Origin of the sequence: Enterococcus sp. SB12 (assembly GCF_030910025.2) — a bacterium.
In the GTDB taxonomy this organism is placed as follows: Bacteria; Bacillota; Bacilli; order Lactobacillales; family Enterococcaceae; genus Enterococcus_B; species Enterococcus_B faecium.
On the sequence record NZ_CP175675.1, the window covers coordinates 1,795,392 to 1,812,801 of the forward strand.

19 protein-coding genes, 1 tRNA gene and 1 pseudogene are annotated in these 17,410 nt (G+C 37.9%); 4 read left to right on the plus strand and 17 right to left on the minus strand.

What is annotated here, in order from left to right; translation table 11 throughout:
- From rfbA to map, 7 genes are all read right to left on the minus strand, one after another.
- Positions 1-867: a glucose-1-phosphate thymidylyltransferase RfbA gene (gene rfbA / locus RBL01_RS08825; protein WP_002286449.1), complete on the minus strand. Its 867-nt coding sequence runs from the start codon at positions 865-867 to the stop codon at positions 1-3.
- Between the two features lie 99 nt (positions 868-966).
- On the minus strand, positions 967-1,674 hold the full coding sequence (locus RBL01_RS08830; protein ID WP_307781089.1) for a glycosyltransferase family 2 protein: 708 nt from the start codon (positions 1,672-1,674) through the stop codon (positions 967-969).
- 4 nt (positions 1,675-1,678) lie between these two features.
- Positions 1,679-2,506: a glycosyltransferase gene (locus tag RBL01_RS08835; protein WP_010721709.1), complete on the minus strand. Its 828-nt coding sequence runs from the start codon at positions 2,504-2,506 to the stop codon at positions 1,679-1,681.
- The gene (locus RBL01_RS08840; protein ID WP_002377108.1) at positions 2,506-3,306 is read right to left on the minus strand and encodes a glycosyltransferase; all 801 of its coding nucleotides are present in this window, start codon (positions 3,304-3,306) and stop codon (positions 2,506-2,508) included. The genes RBL01_RS08835 and RBL01_RS08840 overlap by 1 nt, the downstream gene beginning before the upstream one ends.
- On the minus strand, positions 3,299-4,438 hold the full coding sequence (locus tag RBL01_RS08845) for an MraY family glycosyltransferase (protein ID WP_002331243.1): 1,140 nt from the start codon (positions 4,436-4,438) through the stop codon (positions 3,299-3,301). The genes RBL01_RS08840 and RBL01_RS08845 overlap by 8 nt, the downstream gene beginning before the upstream one ends.
- 75 nt (positions 4,439-4,513) lie before the next feature.
- Positions 4,514-5,437 (minus strand): YihY/virulence factor BrkB family protein, encoded by a 924-nt coding sequence (locus tag RBL01_RS08850; protein WP_002286461.1) that lies wholly within the window; start codon positions 5,435-5,437, stop codon positions 4,514-4,516.
- A gap of 31 nt (positions 5,438-5,468) precedes the next feature.
- Positions 5,469-6,233, minus strand: coding sequence for a type I methionyl aminopeptidase (gene map / locus RBL01_RS08855; RefSeq protein ID WP_002294533.1), 765 nt, complete (start codon positions 6,231-6,233; stop codon positions 5,469-5,471).
- A gap of 157 nt (positions 6,234-6,390) precedes the next feature.
- Between map and RBL01_RS08860 the strand changes: the two genes are divergently transcribed.
- The gene (locus RBL01_RS08860) at positions 6,391-6,831 is read left to right on the plus strand and encodes a flavodoxin (RefSeq protein ID WP_002286465.1); all 441 of its coding nucleotides are present in this window, start codon (positions 6,391-6,393) and stop codon (positions 6,829-6,831) included.
- Positions 6,832-7,008: 177 nt separating this feature from the next.
- On the opposite strand, the gene RBL01_RS08865 is transcribed toward RBL01_RS08860, so the two are convergent.
- Positions 7,009-7,578: a TetR/AcrR family transcriptional regulator gene (locus tag RBL01_RS08865; RefSeq protein ID WP_002286467.1), complete on the minus strand. Its 570-nt coding sequence runs from the start codon at positions 7,576-7,578 to the stop codon at positions 7,009-7,011.
- Positions 7,579-7,833: 255 nt separating this feature from the next.
- Here RBL01_RS08865 and RBL01_RS08870 point away from each other — a divergent pair, with 255 nt between their 5' ends.
- Together RBL01_RS08870 and RBL01_RS08875 are read left to right on the plus strand one after the other, a co-directional pair.
- Positions 7,834-9,066 (plus strand): aminopeptidase, encoded by a 1,233-nt coding sequence (locus RBL01_RS08870; protein ID WP_002297964.1) that lies wholly within the window; start codon positions 7,834-7,836, stop codon positions 9,064-9,066.
- A 382-nt stretch (positions 9,067-9,448) separates the two neighbouring features.
- A pseudogene (locus RBL01_RS08875) lies at positions 9,449-9,562 on the plus strand (tyrosine-type recombinase/integrase); the annotation flags it as partial.
- A gap of 45 nt (positions 9,563-9,607) precedes the next feature.
- Here the strand turns inward: RBL01_RS08875 and RBL01_RS08880 are convergent.
- A tRNA-Arg gene (locus RBL01_RS08880) sits at positions 9,608-9,681 on the minus strand.
- A gap of 153 nt (positions 9,682-9,834) precedes the next feature.
- Between RBL01_RS08880 and RBL01_RS08885 the strand changes: the two genes are divergently transcribed.
- Positions 9,835-9,999, plus strand: a complete 165-nt coding sequence (locus tag RBL01_RS08885; RefSeq protein WP_002286676.1) for a hypothetical protein — start codon at positions 9,835-9,837, stop codon at positions 9,997-9,999.
- Between the two features lie 70 nt (positions 10,000-10,069).
- Here the strand turns inward: RBL01_RS08885 and eis are convergent, their stop codons facing one another.
- The 8 genes from eis to RBL01_RS08925 form a co-directional block, all read right to left on the minus strand.
- Positions 10,070-11,251, minus strand: a complete 1,182-nt coding sequence (gene eis, locus RBL01_RS08890) for an enhanced intracellular survival protein Eis (protein ID WP_002286589.1) — start codon at positions 11,249-11,251, stop codon at positions 10,070-10,072.
- Between the two features lie 122 nt (positions 11,252-11,373).
- The gene (locus RBL01_RS08895; RefSeq protein ID WP_307781090.1) at positions 11,374-11,787 is read right to left on the minus strand and encodes a DUF3284 domain-containing protein; all 414 of its coding nucleotides are present in this window, start codon (positions 11,785-11,787) and stop codon (positions 11,374-11,376) included.
- Positions 11,787-11,969 carry a DUF3188 domain-containing protein gene (locus tag RBL01_RS08900; RefSeq protein ID WP_002286596.1) on the minus strand — a complete coding sequence of 61 codons (183 nt, stop codon included), beginning with the start codon at positions 11,967-11,969 and terminating at the stop codon, positions 11,787-11,789. Before RBL01_RS08900 ends, RBL01_RS08895 begins: the two co-directional genes overlap by 1 nt.
- A 30-nt stretch (positions 11,970-11,999) precedes the next feature.
- Positions 12,000-12,221: a hypothetical protein gene (locus tag RBL01_RS08905; RefSeq protein ID WP_002286598.1), complete on the minus strand. Its 222-nt coding sequence runs from the start codon at positions 12,219-12,221 to the stop codon at positions 12,000-12,002.
- Positions 12,222-12,288: 67 nt separating this feature from the next.
- Positions 12,289-13,749, minus strand: coding sequence for a PTS sugar transporter subunit IIC (locus tag RBL01_RS08910; RefSeq protein ID WP_002327159.1), 1,461 nt, complete (start codon positions 13,747-13,749; stop codon positions 12,289-12,291).
- 107 nt (positions 13,750-13,856) lie between these two features.
- Positions 13,857-14,177: a PTS lactose/cellobiose transporter subunit IIA gene (locus tag RBL01_RS08915; protein ID WP_002286604.1), complete on the minus strand. Its 321-nt coding sequence runs from the start codon at positions 14,175-14,177 to the stop codon at positions 13,857-13,859.
- Between the two features lie 29 nt (positions 14,178-14,206).
- Positions 14,207-14,524, minus strand: coding sequence for a PTS sugar transporter subunit IIB (locus RBL01_RS08920; RefSeq protein ID WP_002286606.1), 318 nt, complete (start codon positions 14,522-14,524; stop codon positions 14,207-14,209).
- Between the two features lie 150 nt (positions 14,525-14,674).
- Entirely contained in the window at positions 14,675-17,377 is a 2,703-nt protein-coding gene (locus RBL01_RS08925; RefSeq protein WP_307781091.1) for a sigma 54-interacting transcriptional regulator, read from the minus strand.
- Positions 17,378-17,410 lie beyond the last annotated feature (33 nt).

The following is a 17,410-nucleotide window of genomic DNA, read 5'->3' on the forward strand; positions in this document are numbered from 1 at the left end:
TTATTCAGCGGCCAAATTCAATAAATATTGACCGTATTGATTTTTTTTCAATGGCTGTGCAAGGGCCAGCAATTGTTCCTTATCGATGTAGCCCATACGGTAAGCAATTTCTTCCAAACAAGCCACTTTTAAGTTCTGACGTTTTTCAATTGTTTCGATAAAGGTAGATGCTTCAAGCAATGATTCATGTGTTCCTGTATCAAGCCAAGCAAATCCGCGTCCCATAAGTTCTACGGATAGTTTTCCTTTATCCAAATATGCTTTATTGACATCCGTAATCTCTAGTTCTCCACGTTCTGAAGGTTTGATACCTTTAGCGATAGAAATTACCTCATTGTCATAAAAATAAAGGCCAGTTACAGCGTAATTTGATTTTGGCTGAGCAGGCTTTTCTTCAATCGACAAAGCTTGCATATTCTCATCAAATTCTACTACACCAAAGCGTTCTGGATCATTGACATGATAGCCAAATACTGTCGCTCCTGTATCTTTTGAAGCTGCTCGTTGCAACATTTTAGACAGACCGCCACCATAGTAAATATTGTCCCCTAATACCAAGCAGACACTATCATCTCCAATAAATTCTTCTCCAATGATAAACGCTTGTGCCAATCCATCTGGACTTTCTTGTACTGCATATTCGATCTGCAGTCCTAAATCATTTCCGTTTCCAAATAATTCCTTGAAACGTGGTGTATCTTGTGGCGTTGAAATAATCAGAATTTCTTTGATTCCTGCCAACATCAGAGTAGACATTGGATAATAAATCATTGGTTTGTCATAAATTGGCATCAATTGTTTCGATGTTGCCTTTGTTAAAGGGTACAGACGTGTTCCGCTGCCCCCAGCAAGAATGATTCCCTTCATGGATATATGTTCTCCTTTTTGATTTCAAATTTCACTTTGTTATTATCTCATCAATTGTTATATTTGTCATGGAAATATTAAGGATTTAAACATCTTTTATCAACGTTTAAACCATTTTCGTTTGATCAACGCCGTAATCAGATGAATACGCCAAGAAATTTTTTGCCGTAATTTAGAATGTGTTTCAATCTCACTCGCGTTTAAATCATGTCTTCGGTACAGAGTTAACGGTTCTCTTAGGAACCCAGTCTTCTTTCCTCCCAGCAAACCAATCCACATATCATGCATCGGCACTTCTGACGGGATCGGCAAAATATCGGGTTTTAAAGAAGACCGGAAAGCCATACCAGCACCAATATAGTGACTTCTTATCACATTATTAAGCCATCCTTCTTTGGAATTTCGAAACGAAAAATACGAATCATGGATCTCTTGCAGCTCGCTGTCCACAATGACCAAATCAGAAACTACTACTAGCTGATCCGGATTCTGCTCAAAATAGTCAGTGATCTTTTTCACTTTTGTCTCCAACCAAACATCATCTTGGTCTGCCAAAAAGATTAGATCTCCTTTCGTCTGCTGGATCGCATAACCAAAATTAGCGATCAATCCTTGACGAGGCCCCGAAAAAAGCTGGATTCGCTTATCTTTTTCTGCGTATTCAGTTAATATATCCCATGTATCATCTACTGACCCATCATCAGAAATGACTACTTCATCTTCTGCTGAAAGCTGAGATAAAATACTATCTAACTGCTCTCTTAAATATCTGCCTCCATTAAAGGTAGCTATACAAACCGAACGCACGAATTCACACCTTCCAATTCTTAACATATGAGCGCAAAGTCATCCGCCAGATATGCCGGTTTTTGACGGTCAAGAACTGTTTAGCTGTTCTTAACAATAATTGTCGTCGGTGACTGGATAAATGCCTTTGATCATATTCATGATAAAATCGATTTTCTGCTTGTAAAATAGAACGGTATCGATTACTTGAAACTTTTTCATAGTCTAAAACCGAAAGATCATGTTCCATTCGTACAGGAAGGATCTCCACAGTTTTTTCCAACTGATCCACTTTCCAAAACAGCCAATGATCCAAAAAATCTAAAGAAAAAGCAGGATTAAACCCGCCAATCTTTTTTAGAAATTTGACAGACCAGGCAACACCTGAATTGATTGCCATGATTCGTTCAGCTGTTGGGCCTTCAACTTCTACTGCTTGAGCTGTACGATTGATATAACGATCTGAATATAGGGGAGAAACTTGTCGGCTCCCAGAAAAAATCATCGGAACTGCAGCAACACATTCATCTGTAAAGGTTACTTTACGCAATAGTTCAAAATAATCGTCGTCTAGCCTCGTATCCTGATCCAGAGTGACGAGACAACGTGTTCCTTCATATGCTTGAGACAACGCAAAATTATAAGCCACCGCTAAACCAGGATTTTGCGGATCATGATGGTAAACGATATTTTCTTTTTCAAACATCTCATTTTGCTGCCTTTGAGGACTATTATCGTAAACAATAAGCTGAATTTGCTTTTCGCTAAGTGCTTTGCTTAATGGTCCATAAGCTGGAGATTGACTGAATAGTTGCTGATAAAGCACAACGACTACTAATATTTCTGGTTTCATCAGAAAAAACGCCACCCCCACTTATTGAAAAATTTCATCATAGAAGTCAAAAACACGCGAAACAGTTTTGCATTTCGATGCGCACCCTTCCCGTAAAAATGGATAACTGCATAAAAGGGTGTGTACAATAACTTGTAACCTGCTTTTTCAAAACTCAAACACAAGTCGTTGTCTTCAAAGTACATGAAGAAACGCTCATCAAACCCCTTTATCTCTTTAAATTTATCAATATCAGCTACCATAAAACTACCTGAGATCATCCGTACATAACTATTAGCATCAGTAGGCAATCCTCGGCATTCAAACACAGCCAGTCGTTTGTCAAACTTTTTTTTGACCCATTTGAAAGGCACAAAGCGCAAAACGTAATCAAAAACAGCCAGCTGCTCACGGATGAGGTGCTGAGTTGTTCCATCTTCATTAAGAATCTTAGGTGCTAACATCGCACATTCCGGATGTTCTTTCAATAACAAGACCAATGCTGTAACTGTCTCTTCATCCACTAAAATATCTGGGTTACAAATAATGCCATAGCGAGAATCGCTAGCTATCAGATTGTGATTATGTCCATAACCAAATCCGGAATTTTCATCATGAAAATAGATATCGATGTAGGGATATTTCCTATACTTTGTTAGTCTTTTTTTGTACTCGGGAAGTGAATTGTTGTCAAAAATTCGGATTTTTACTGCTGTTTCATCTTTTACAGTTGAAATAAAATTATCTAGTGTCCGAAAAATTTTATCACTGTTTGCCGTCACAATACTAATAAGGATCGGCTGGTTTAATTTGTTATTCATCTATATGACGGTTCCATTTCTTCAAATATTTCTGTTTTACTTGCGTACGGTACTCTTTATTCCCTAAAAATCGCAATGTTTTTAAAATAAACTGATGTTTCTCATTGATCAGACCAATCAATTCAAATAATAAAATTGCAGTAAACAACATGGCAATAATCAATATGATCGTTCCGATTCTTCCAGTATAATTCATGACCATAGCTGTGAAAGAAAACATCAAAGCCATCGCATAAATCGTCAGGACAGCACCTTTATGAGTAAAGCCTAAACTGATTAGTCGGTGATGAAGATGTTTTTTATCTGCTGTAGAAAAAGAAACACGGTTTGCTTTTCTCCTAATGATAGCAAAAAACGTGTCTGTTACCGGCACTCCCATGACGATCAGCAAAGAAATCGATGAAACAAAAGTCACGTTCTTCAGCCCTTGTAGTGAAAGGACGGCCATCATAAACCCTAGGAATAGAGCTCCTGTATCGCCTAAATAAATCTTTGCCGGATAAAAATTGTAAGGAAAAAAACCGATAATACTTGCTACAAGACAGAAAATAACAACTGGAATATACACTGTAGAAGCATGGAGGAAAAAATATCCAATGATTCCTATCGTAATTAAACCGATCAATGAAATCCCTGCCGCCAGCCCATCCAAACCGTCAATCAGATTGACCGCATTCGTGATACCGAAGATCCAAAAAATCGTTACGGGAAAACTAAGCCAGCCTAGTTGGATATATCCAATAAAAGGAAGCGTGAAGGAATCAATACGTATATCTGCTACAAAATAAATAATAAGAGAAGCAATCAAGATCCCTATACTCTTTTGTTTAGGTGTCAGCTCATATTTATCATCGAGCACTCCTGTGACTATGATTACTAAAGAAGCAATCAAGATCGGTACAATATACGATTGAGGGATAATTTTACGGAATAAGAATAAAGTCGATATAACAAATGAAATAAAGATAGGCAGTCCGCCCGCTGAAGGCATTGGAACTTTATTTATTCTTCTTTCATTTGGTTTGTCGACCATACCTGTTTGTACTGAAATGATTTTGAATACAGGTGTTAATATCAGTGATAATAAAATTGTCAGAAAAAATCTTATAACCATACTAAAAGAAACAAGCATATGGGCACCTACTTTAATTAAGAGTCATAATTATTATAAATTACTGATATAAATTTACAATAAGAACTCTTGTTTCTACTTTTTTTTATGAGAAAATTTAGTTTTCAATTTATTGAACCATTTTCGGCTTGGATCTCGACGTTTTTTGATTTGATGACCCGTCACGTATTCTTGAACAACTGCATTGATGATTCCGCCCAAAATGATGATCGTAGCAGCAAAATTAAGCCAAAGCATGAGTACAATAAAACTTCCTATGATCTGATAACCGCTGATCCTCGTTGCAAAATACCTAGCATAGATACTAAACACTTGTGATAACAGCATCCAGCCGACAGTAGCGAAGATCGTGCCCGGAATGATCGTCTTCAACTTCAACTGAGCATTAGGGACAATTAAATAAATCAAGAACATGATGACAAATAAAGCTACCAATGTGATTGGCCACTTCAAAGTTTGGAACTGATCGATAAAGTTCACGGGTATTTGTACGATTGGCTGAATAGCATCCAAAATCAGCTGTCCCAACCCAAGAACGATAGTTACCCCACTAATAGCAATCATGAACAAGACAATGACAATTAGTGAGAAGAAACGGACGATCAAAAAATTTTTTCTATTTTCTACGCCATACGCTTTATTCATCGCAATTTGCAAAGCATTGATACTTTGACTTGCAGACCATAAAGCCGCTAATGCAGAAACGGATAACAAGCCTCCTGAACTTTGTGTCAAAAGGTCTTTGATTGCAGGACCGATAAACTGGTAAACGGTCTCAGGAATCACTTCTCGTAAATAGGTCAGTACAGTCTCTTGATCGATGTGGAGAAACGGTAAAATATTACCAAAAGCAATAATCAATGGAAATAAAGACAAGAGTAAATAATAAGCAACGACGACAGAGGTCGTACTCATTTCTGAATCAGTGATGCGCTTTTGAGTCGTCTCAATAAAGCGCATCAGATTTTCATTTTGTTTTATTTTGTTCCAAACTTTCATGTACCTCTCCCGTACCTATTGACTGGCTAGATCAATAAGTGCCTTCTTCTCCTTGTGATGTCAAAATTCTTGGACCATCTTTAGTAATAGCCAATGTATGTTCATATTGGCAAGAAAGTCCGCCGTCTCTTGTATACGCAGTCCAGCCGTTAGGATCCATTTTCATTTTCCAAGTTCCGGTATTAACCATAGGTTCGATCGTGATAACCATGCCTTCTTTCAACCGCAACCCTTTTCCAGCTTCTCCGTAATGAGGAACTGCTGGTTCTTCATGAATCGTAGGACCAACGCCATGACCAATAAAATCACGAACGATCGCTAGATTTTCGCCTTCTACATAAGTTTGGATAGCATGACCGATGTCACCAATCCGATTCCCTACTTGTGCTTGCTCAATACCGATGTACAAAGCTTTCTTCGTTACTTCCATCAATCGGTCGATCTCAGGTGTAGATTCTCCAACTACATAGGCCCAACAAGAATCAGAAATGCCGCCTTTCAAATCGATACACATATCGACTTTTACCAAATCACCGTTTTTCAAAGGCTTTTTACGAGGGAATCCATGACAAATTTCATCATTTATACTGATACAAGTCGCATATTCATACCCTTCAAAGCCAATTTGCGCAGCAATTCCGCCATGACTCTCGATATAGTTTCTGACAAATACCTCAATATCCCAACTTGTGATTCCAGGTTTTATAAAATCACGCAGATTTTTATGTACATCTGCTAATAAAGCTCCAGATTCTGCCATCATTTCAATTTCACGTGCTGATTTTAAAGTAATCATATTTTCGTCTCCTTTTTACAAATCCCTCTCATTTTAACATAGCGGCATACATTTAGCCAAATGACATTCCCCAGGTGTCTCTAGGTTTTATTTTCTTTTCAATGATGTTTTGGTATAATTCATAATTGTTAAATAATTATAAACGAGGAGGCACATCATGGCTTTAGCAAAAATCGTATATGCTAGCATGACAGGAAACACTGAAGAAATCGCCGATATTGTTGCAGAAGCATTTGAAAATCTGGATATCGAAGTCGAAATCAACGAATGTACCCAAGTAGATGCAGATGAATTCGAGGAGGCAGATATTTGCGTAGTAGCTACTTATACATACGATGATGGCGATCTGCCTGATGAGATCGTAGACTTTTATGAAGACTTGCAAGAATTGGATCTATTGGGAAAAATTTACGGTGTCTGCGGATCTGGTGATACTTTTTACGATGAATTCTGCAAATCGGTGGATGATTTCGATGCTGCTTTTGCAAAAACAGGCGCATCAAAAGGAGCCGAAAATGTTAAAGTGGATCTGAATGCTGAAGAAGAAGATATCGAAAATTTAGAAGCTTTCGCTAAAGAACTAGTCGCAAAAATTTAATATACTTGCAATAAAAGAGCCATCCAGATTTATTCAATCTGGATGGCTCTTTTATTCATTGCATTCATGGAAGAGTTCTTCGGGAGTTAAAAATGCATACGCTGTAAGAAAAACGAACTTTTCCTTATTTTGACACATCTCTTGTTACCTACTGATTTGTGGAACTTTTGAGTATATTCAATCGATTTCGATTGGTTCTTTGAATTTCAAGATAGCATCTATACTGTCTTGGATCATCTTTTCAATCTGTTCATCAGTTGGATGGATGATGCTTGAAGACATCAAAGCTGCGATCCCAGTAGCTATGATCCATGTCCCATTATACAAAGATTCGATCTGCTCTTCTGAAAGATTCACATAAGCTGGATCGCGTTTCACTGTATTCACAAAGTAAGTATAAGAGAAATTCTGCATCTCTTTTCCTCCACCATATTCTTCTAAGTACAGTGAACGATACAACTTCTTCTCTCTTCTTGCAAAATGGATATAATTAAAAGCAAGATCGATAATCGTATTCCCTGTATGCTCAACAGTGAACACTTCATATTGTAAATGATCATAGATCTGCTCAAAAAGAGCTTGTCTCAAGTCATCCATATTTTTAAACTCAAGATAAATCGGTTGCGTGGAACAATTCATTTTGTTCGCGATGTTTCTCGCAGTAAATCGTGTAAATCCATCGGTGGCAGCTACTTCATAAGCAGCTGCCAAAATCTGTTCTCTAGTAATCGTCTTTTTTCTTGCCATATTTTTTTAATCTCCTTAATTTTTTTATAACGCTTCCACCATTGATTAATTTCATTGTAACATGTTTTTTTTGATATGCAAAATTAGTTTTTGATTTTCTTCACAAGCTGAAATAGCAAGTAGTAACATATATCATGAAACTTAACCTTAAAAAAATAACCTCCTTTTTTTATTTAAAGCCTCATTGTTTGAATCATAATTAAATGGTATCATGCTAATAGTTACCAGAAAAAATGGTGAGGAGGAATTTTTATTATGTTATCTGATTTTAATGAACTTCTAAAAAAATATGCACGCTTAATTGCAGAAACTGGCGTAGCCACAGAAAAAGGACACACAGTTGTTTTACAGATCAGCGTGGAACAGGCACCCCTTGCTCGATTGATCACACAAGAAGCTTATAAACTAGGAGCCGCTGAGGTTATCGTTCAATGGACTGACGACCAGATCCAAAGAGAATTTCTTTTACATGCTGCAACGGATCGTATTGAGAATGTACCACAATCTAAAATCGATCAAGCGGATGAATGGCTTGAAAAAGGAGCAAGCAGGATCAGTGTTGTTTCTGCCGACCCCGATGCATTTGCCGGTGTAGATAGCCATCGAGTAGCGTCTTATCAATCAGCGGCTGGCAAAGCACTAATGAATTTACGCAAGGCAACTCAAGCAAATAAAGTCAGTTGGACTGTCGTGGCTGCGGCTGGTAAACAATGGGCAGCAAAAGTCTTCCCAGAACTGCCAGAAGAAAAACAAGTTGAGGCATTATGGGATCAGATTTTCAAAACGACTCGTGTCTATGAAGAAGACCCTGTCTTAGCATGGAAGAAGCATGATGAAAAATTAGCAAAAAAAGCAGAAGAATTGAATCGAGAACAATTTTCTGCCCTGCACTATACTGCTCCCGGTACAGATATCATTATCGGATTGCCTAAAAACCATCTTTGGGAAGGCGCTGGAAGCTATAATGCTCGTGGAGAAAAATTCATGGCAAATATGCCGACGGAAGAAGTGTTCACAGCACCTGACAGTCATCGAGTAGATGGTTACATTTCAAGTACAAAGCCACTGAGTTATGCTGGCACCATCATCTCGGGTATGAAATTTACTTTTAAAGATGGAAAAGTCGTTGATTTTTCTGCCGAACAAGGAGAAGATGTCTTAGCAAAACTGCTTGATACAGATGAAGGTGCGCGTCGTTTAGGAGAAGTCGCACTTGTACCTGACCCTTCACCTATTTCTCAATCTGGCATCATCTTTTTCAATACATTATTTGATGAAAACGCATCGAATCACTTAGCACTAGGTTCTGCTTATGCCTTCAGTGTGAAAGGCGGTACAGAAATGTCCGATGAAGAATTAGCAGAAGCTGGATTGAATAGAAGTCAAACCCACGTAGATTTTATGGTAGGATCTGACAAGATGGATATCGACGGAATCCGTGAAGATGGCTCTACAGTACCGATTTTCCGAAATGGCGATTGGGCTTGAGTATACTTTCGCACACATGCAAAAAATAATATAAAGCATAGAATAAAGGATCTAAGCTATTGGCTTAGATCCTTTATTTCGCTAAACAACCCCACCGTTTTTTTATATGGTACTTTGAAAAGGAAAGTTGTAAGTATTAACCCATCAGCTATTACTAAAAATAATAAAAAGTCATCTCCAGTTCATTCCCATTGGCTTTACGTAAAGCTTCAAGTTATACCGCTAGAGTTAAGAACGATATATCTTTCGTTGGATAGGACTGGTATAAGCCAATCGAAATCGTTTAATTCGAATCTATTGAAGTATGAAAATCAACTACACCGTCGACCTAGTAAGTTTTTCTTTAGTAATCAATTTTTCCCTATTTTCTCTTCGACTGTTTATTGATGGACTAAGACATACGCATGCATCTATTTTACTTTATCAAGGAGTAAATATACTTAGCGTATCGAAACGTTTAGGACATAGCAGTTTAGAAACTACAATGTCTACTTATACAAAATAACCCCCTGTACCGCAAAGGATACAGGGGTTATTTGTACGTTCCTGACTGGAATTGAACCAGCGACCTATCGCTTAGGAGGCGATTGCTCTATCCTACTGAGCTACAGGAACAATTTCAATAAATCAATTGTAGCTTGTTTGTTTTTTACTTGCAAGCTTATCTGCTAAAAAAATCAGCTTATAAGTTAGGCAAAACGTTTCCACTAGTCCTTAACAGATGATAAACTAGAGGTAGAATGAAATAATGTAGGGAGGTTCTTTCCAATGAATGATAAGCCAAAAGAAAAAGTATACGCAGAACGCTTAGATTCATCTAAAAAAAATCGGGAAAAGATTACGAAAGAAGCAATCCAAGACCACAAAAAAGAAAACCCTAAAACAAAAGAAAACAAAAAATTCAAATTTACGAAAAAAGAGGATTTACTTTAACATTTTCCTTCAAATGCCAAATGAAAAACAAAAGGGTGGTGACAAAAATATTGTCATCACCCGTTTTTTATCAAAAATAGTCATTAAGAATTGGCTGTTGCTGTGGCAAGATTGAGCTTAACGTTTCTTCATATTCTTTTGTCACCTGTATTCTTTCTTGGAATACCAACTCTTCCACTTTACGATACCCTAATAATAGCTGCGTGATATGTTGGATACTTCCTCGAACGATTGGGAGTTTTGTTTGTTCTACTTTTGAGAGATGATTTTTTCCATTTTCGATTGTTACTTCCACGATTCCTTCATTCCATTTCGCATAATGATCTTCTTCTATTTGTAGGGCAAATGCAGCTTGTCTCTTTTTAAATGGATAATTTTCCAAAAACAAAGAAATATCTACGATCCTCGCCATCATATAAGGTGTGATCATTACAGAAGCAAATGGATTTTCTAATAGATAATTTTGATCATTACCGCCGTAGCCGCATGAATATTCAAATGTTTCAAAAGCACCATTGTGAGAACTTACGAAGCGAACAAGGCTGCAAAAAGCATCATGATCCAAAAATCCCCACTCCGCAATAATAAAGGAAGACGTTGCAAGCTGATAAACGATATATCCCGTTGCTTCCTCATTATCATCAAAATGCAAAGCAAACTGGTAATTGCCTTTTTGCTTGAATTTATACGTATACCACCAGTCTTCGCGCTTCAGACCAGCTCGTTGGTTTTCCGGCATCTGTTCATAAATTCTTCTGATTGCAGCTTTTGCATCTTCAAAATCCATACGCTTTATTTTTCCAGATTTTTTTTTGATAAACGGCACATCACGACTGTTTAGTTGATAACTGATTTTATCAAATGATTGTTCATAGCCATAGCGCCGATAGAAGGGATAGGAGAATGGCGCCAGATAAGATAAGCTTACTTTACGATCACGGCAATCTTCAAGGATCTTTTCCATGATCTGATTGATCCCGCCTTGTCCCCTTGCTTCTGGATAAGAAGCAACATAGCCAATGCCGGCCATTAGGTACTCTTGTCCGTAAAAATTCACTGGAAAAGGGGTCGCCATGACTTGACTTGTTAGCCGATCCTCCTCATCAAAAAATCCGTAATTCCAAGAATTCTCCGCAAGTGTACGAAAACGTTCTCGCCTTTCAGGTGTATCTGCCCCATTAAATGCATAAGTGGCTAAATCAAACATTTCCTCAATCGAAGATACACCTAGCTCTCTTACTTTGTTTGTCATTTTGCTGCCCCTTCCTACAAAAAAGCTAGTGAGGATTCACAGGAAAGACCTATCTTCCTATGAAAAATTCCTTCTAGCTTACTTCATTTTTCAATAACTAAATAGTACCATGTTTCATTGATTTAATACGTTGCTTCGATCATATCTAGCATTTTTTTGAAACGTCTCCGTTTAAAATACATCAAGATTGTTCCTAAAAGCATATCATTCAACTTTTGAAGCATGCCATAAGACTCCATTTTTTCTGTGTAATGAACCTCACAGGTCGAATCGTCTACTGGTTTGATTTGATAATGAACAACGAATTCATTCTTCGTTGTCGATGTACGAAACTTATAAGACTGGTTTTCAATGACTTCTTCGATTTTTATGCGATCCCGGTTATTTTGCGAGAATTGTTTGACGTACTCCAAATTTTTCAGCTGTTTTCTAGTTACTGATTTGCCGGTCGCTTTACGTACATCGAAAAGGACAGAGTCCATAACTTTATCGTAAAAAAACGATGCTGGAATATTTAATTTTTTCGTGATTTCCATTAGTTATTTTTCTCCTTTGCTTCTTCTCTTTTTTTTCCCTTCATGAAGAAATAGATTCCTAATCCTGTTAGAAAAAGACCTGTGACCATACTATACAAATCATACCTTTGCGAATGTGGATTCAAACTATACAACACGATCAAAGAACCAATACTACATAAAAATAAACCGTTTTTTATCATCTCAACCATCCTATCTTTTTAAACCATTTTCTAAACAGCTGTTGATTGAAAATAAAGCACTGTTCCCCAAGGCTGTGCTTTGATCAGTTCCTTTGCTTTTTTAGCCGCAACTTCCGGATCTTCTGCACTTGTTTCAAAGAACAGCTTGATTCCTTGTTTTTCTTTAAATGTAAAAGTCATTCCTTCTTCATTGTATCCTTCTAACAATTCTTTGATTTCATCTTGTTGCATTGCACTGGCAATTGTAATCATTTCAGTTCCTCCTCGAAAATTCATTATGAGGAACGAAACTTAAAGCATTCCGCTCCTCACGTTCATCTTATTGTTGTTCTCCTGTGGCAGGGTCCATTTTGTTTGCAGAGATGACAAATGGTGCCCAAATCAAGAAAGTCACGACCATACATACTAATGTTACGATCGGTGCCCGCCAATCCGCACCTGTTGCTAAGAATGACAATAAGAACGGCGGTACTACCCATGTGACTTGCTGCGATACCGGAGCGACTAGGCCAAGATAAGTAGCTGTCCATCCAATTGCTGTTGCTACTACTGGAGCAATCAAGAATGGGATAAACATGATTGCATTCAATACGATTGGCAGACCAAACATCACTGGTTCGTTGATATTGAAGATACCAGGCCCAATGGATAATTTAGCTACTGTTAGATAATCTGCACGTTTAGAGAAAATCAAGATAGCTATCAGTAAGACGATCGTTCCGCCTGATCCGCCAAACCATGCAAAAGCATCGAACGATCCGCGGACCCACATATAAGCTTTTCCATCTTCGATTGCATCTAACACGGCTGGTGTACCAGTTTTTCCGTTATAACCTTTTTGGAAAATATCAATATTGATTAGTTGTGCTTGTCCCCAGATTCCCTCTAGCACTGGTGCCAATACATTTGGTCCATGAATACCAAAGAACCAGAATACTTGAACAAATACTGTGACGATCAATACTGCTCCCAACCCTTGAGATAATCCTAGGAATGGTTCTGCAATATATTTTTGCACCAAATCAATGATCAGTTGCCCATCAGCTACACGACCTACGATATAATTGATAATAGCAATGACGTATAAAGCGATCGTCGCTGGTAAAATGGCTGCAAATGCTTTAGATACTGCTGGTGGTACTGAATCAGGCATTTTGATCGTAATGTTGGCAAGCATCAATTTACAAAAAATAATGACTGAAATAGCTCCCATGATCATAACTGTAAAATAAGCGTTTCCATTCAAATGATCTAGTTTTAGCCAACCCCATAATCCAACTGACAGTGTGCCATCTGCAATCGTTGCACCAATCTCAGAACTATTAATTGCATCTGCGACATTTGAAGGAACATTCACATCTAATGCTGCTGATAATGCTGGACCAAAGGAAATACCTTGAATCAAGGTAGCTAAACCAACGATCCCCCCAGCTAGATCATTTACTCCATAAGCTCGGGCAAGATTATACCCCCAAGAAAAGGCAAAGATCAATCCGGCGATTGCTAGTGTACCGTTCCAGACAAAACCATTGATTCCGATGATGACATTCAATACGGCAAAGATTCCTTTGTCTGCTGCTAAACTGTCAGCATAGGTACTGTTAAACTGTTGCGGTAAATCACGAATAATTGCATTGATCATTACAGCGACTGATCCCGCCATTGTTGCGGGCAGTGTGCCGATAAAAGCATCACGCAAAGCAACTAAATGTTTTTGCGCTCCGATTTTTGCGGCAACCGGCAGGATGTATTTCTCCATCCAACTTGATAGTCCGTTCATTTTTTACTTCCTCCTATAAGTTTTTTATATAAAGAGAGTTCTCCTTATAACAAAATAAAAAATCCTTTCAAAAATTTTTCTTCTTCCGTTCAAAAAAGAAGTTGTATTTATTCGCTGTATACGCGACGATAAAGTTCGATGATTTCTTTTGCTAAATCAGTAAACGCAATAGATGTCATTAAGTGATCTTGACTGTGAACAGTCAATAATGTCACTTGCATATGATTTCCTTGTGCTTCTTGTGTCAACATGTCTGTTTGTGCATGATGCGCTTGTATAAGTGATTCTTCTGCATCAGCGATTTTCCTATCCGCTAACTCAAAATCACCGATTTTAGCAGCCGCAATCGCTTCCATTGCATCGCTCTTTGCATTACCGCCAAACATGATTAACCCCATGATGGCTTCTAGATTTTGTTGATCTTCCACGTTGTTATACCCCCAACTGCATACTTGATTTATTTCATTAGATTTTCTGCTTGTGCAAGAACTTTTTCTCCGTTCATCATGCCATAGTCTTGCATATTGATGACATCTAATGGAATACCTTTAGGCGCAAGTTTTTGTTCAAATTGAGCTTTCATGAAACGTACTTGAGGACCTAATAATAATACATCGACATTCTTAGATTCTAAATTATTATCTGCATCTGAGGCAGAGACCGCAAAAATATCGGCTTCCATCCCTTTTTCTTCTGCTGCTTTTTGCATTTTTGTGACCAATAAACTCGTACTCATCCCTGCTGAACAAACTAACATGATTGTTTTTTTTGCCATTTTTAACACTCCTTTTATTTTTTTACACTTTTATATAACGCAAGAAGCATGCCAATAAAAAAAGAGCTGAAATAGCGTTTTCATGCTTTTTAGCTCTTTTTTATAGTGCGCACACAGATGTTTAGTGTGTAAACAGTATGATTAGTGTGTTCATTTTTTTATTTTATTTTCAAGAAACATTTGTGTAAGAAATGCGATATCATCTTCTGGAATTTTTACCTGATATTTTCGTTCTAGTGCCATCAAGTTTGCCCGAACGATATCCATTTCCAAACGATAAATTTTTGAGAAAATAGACAGTTTCTCAAATTGCCGATGGCTTTCTTGTTTGATCAATCCGTCTAACATGAAGGCTAAATGGATAACGATTCCAGTATCTACTCCAGGTTCCACGATAATCGACAAATCGGTCTGGATCTGCTGAACTGTCTTTTGCAATGAACGGATCAGTTCATCAATAGAAAAGACATCGCTTAATGATCCAGAAAGTGAATCGACAATTTTAGCTGTCGGGATCTCATCATCAGCTATACGCTTTAAAATATTTAGTTTTTCATCATCAAAAACGTCATAGGCTGAAAAAAATGGGATATTTTGATAATCAACATCAACTGTTCCCGCAATTGCTTTGATCTCATATTCTTCCAATAAGGCATCGATGTGTTTTTTGAATGATTCACGTTCTAAAAACTGCATCTGGATCAGTTCTACCTTATTTTGATTAATCACTGGCATAATACGCTGATATAATTTGGCAGCTACTCCTTCACCAGTAAAGCATGTCACGATTACGGCTTTTTTACGCTGTAAAGTTTCAGATTTTTCCGCTTTGAACTGATCACGTACGATCGATTCAAAGGAAAGCTGGATATTTTGATAAATGTCTTCTAAGCTTCTTCCAACACTTGCCATCCGTATCGCTTCTATCACAATCATGGTACTTGTCATCGTGATAGCTTTCGTCCGAATGCCAGTCTCTTCATAAATCAAATCACTGAAGGTGTTTAATGATCCCATATCTGTTAACAAGAGTAGGCCATTCGTCAAATGCTCTTGATAGTTTTTGACATATTGTAACACTTCTTCATACATTGTTTGAACTTCCATAACCAGTGGCATATTAAAAGCTTTCCCTACTTTTGTTCCTAATAGTTCTTGTGCCATCTCCAACATGCTTGAAGCAGTCTGTCTGCCGTGCATCAATACGAGAACATCTACTTTGTTTTCTTTAACAGGCTCACTTTCTCCTAGATTGATAGAAAGAAACATACTAATAAAGCCGATTTCATCAAAAGGAATCTCAACTTGTTCTTCTTCTTCAATGATCGTTGAAAGATCGATTGCTACTTGAAATTCCTTCTTAAAATTTTTCCGTACGTTATTCAAATCTGGGTGGACGATCATATGACCTTCTCTCACACGATCCAATGTACTTTGCAGATGCAAAGCAAAAGCAAAACGAGCTTTTTCATTATAAATACGGTCTAACCGTTTTTCAGCCACATCATACAATTGATTGGTTAACCGCCAGATTTCATCTGGCAAAAGATCTTTGGGAATCGAACTTTTAGTCAATTCTTTGACATATGTCTGGAAATAAGCATCCACATCTTTTGAAATGAGGGTCTCTAGATCAATGTTCTCCACACCGGTTTCGGAAAGAGAAGTGACTTTTTCCTCAATATCGTTATAGACCTGCATGTTTCGTTCTGGATCTTGTGACCAGACAACATCAGCAAATCCTGGTTCAAATGTCAAATACTGACTTTTGCTGTCCATGAATCGGTCGAGACGTTCCGGTATTTCCTTGATTTTCAGTAATCCTTTTTGTACTTGAAGGGAAAGTTCTTCTTTTCGAATGATTAGCTTTTTCTCATGATGAGTACGGTAATGTAAAAAAGATTTTGCACAGACTAGTTTCAAGTCTCGTTTCACTTGACCGATATTTCCTTCCGCATCATAAAGCATGAAGGCAAGAATCGCTTCTTTTTCGATATCGATACGTTGATTCAAACGATTCGCTTCTTGTTTGATAAAAAGAGAGATGATTTCATAACGCTCATCCAGTGAACGTGAAGCAAGATTCGGCAAGGTGATTGCCATAGGAATCCGTCGATTAAACGTAGATAAGAAACTTTCTGAAGATTCAGTCGTCGCCCCAATGATCTGAACAGATGCTTCATGTACTTGTGCACTTTCTCCAAGCGGACGGTAAATACCTTTATCAATGAAAGTAAACAGCATTTCCTGCCCTTCCGGCGGTAAACGGTGGATCTCATCTAAAAACAATATACCGCCGTCTGCTTTGGCTATTAGACCGGGACTATCTTGAGCTGCTCCTGTGTAAGCCCCTTTTTTGATCCCAAAGATGTGTCCAAAGAGCAGTTGCGGATTTTGAGCATAATCCGCACAATTGAAAGAAACAAATGGCGCATCTGCAGAAAGCAACTCTGAATCGATTGCAAAATGATACATACATTCAGCAAACATCGACTTCCCTGTACCAGTTTCTCCAAAAATAATCGTATGCAGCCCCCGCGGTGGATAAAGAATCGCAGCTTTTGCCTGCTGTATGCTGACTTTTAAAGAATCATTTTCTCCAACGAGTGTTTCAAAAGTCACTTGCGTAGAAGAGTCGACATGCACTTCATCAGATTTTGACTTTTCCGTTGGCAAAGAGTAAACGACTGGTCGGCCAGCGGTTTTTACAATATGATGGGCCTTGTATAGTTCACTTAAATATCGGCTTGCATTGCTTCGATCGATAGTTAAGCGCTCAGCTACATCACTTGCTGTCAATCCTTGTTGGTTTTCTGTCAATAGCTGCAAGATCTCTTCTTGACGTTCTTTCACATAACCCCTCCTCTGGCAACCAATTTTGTTCCC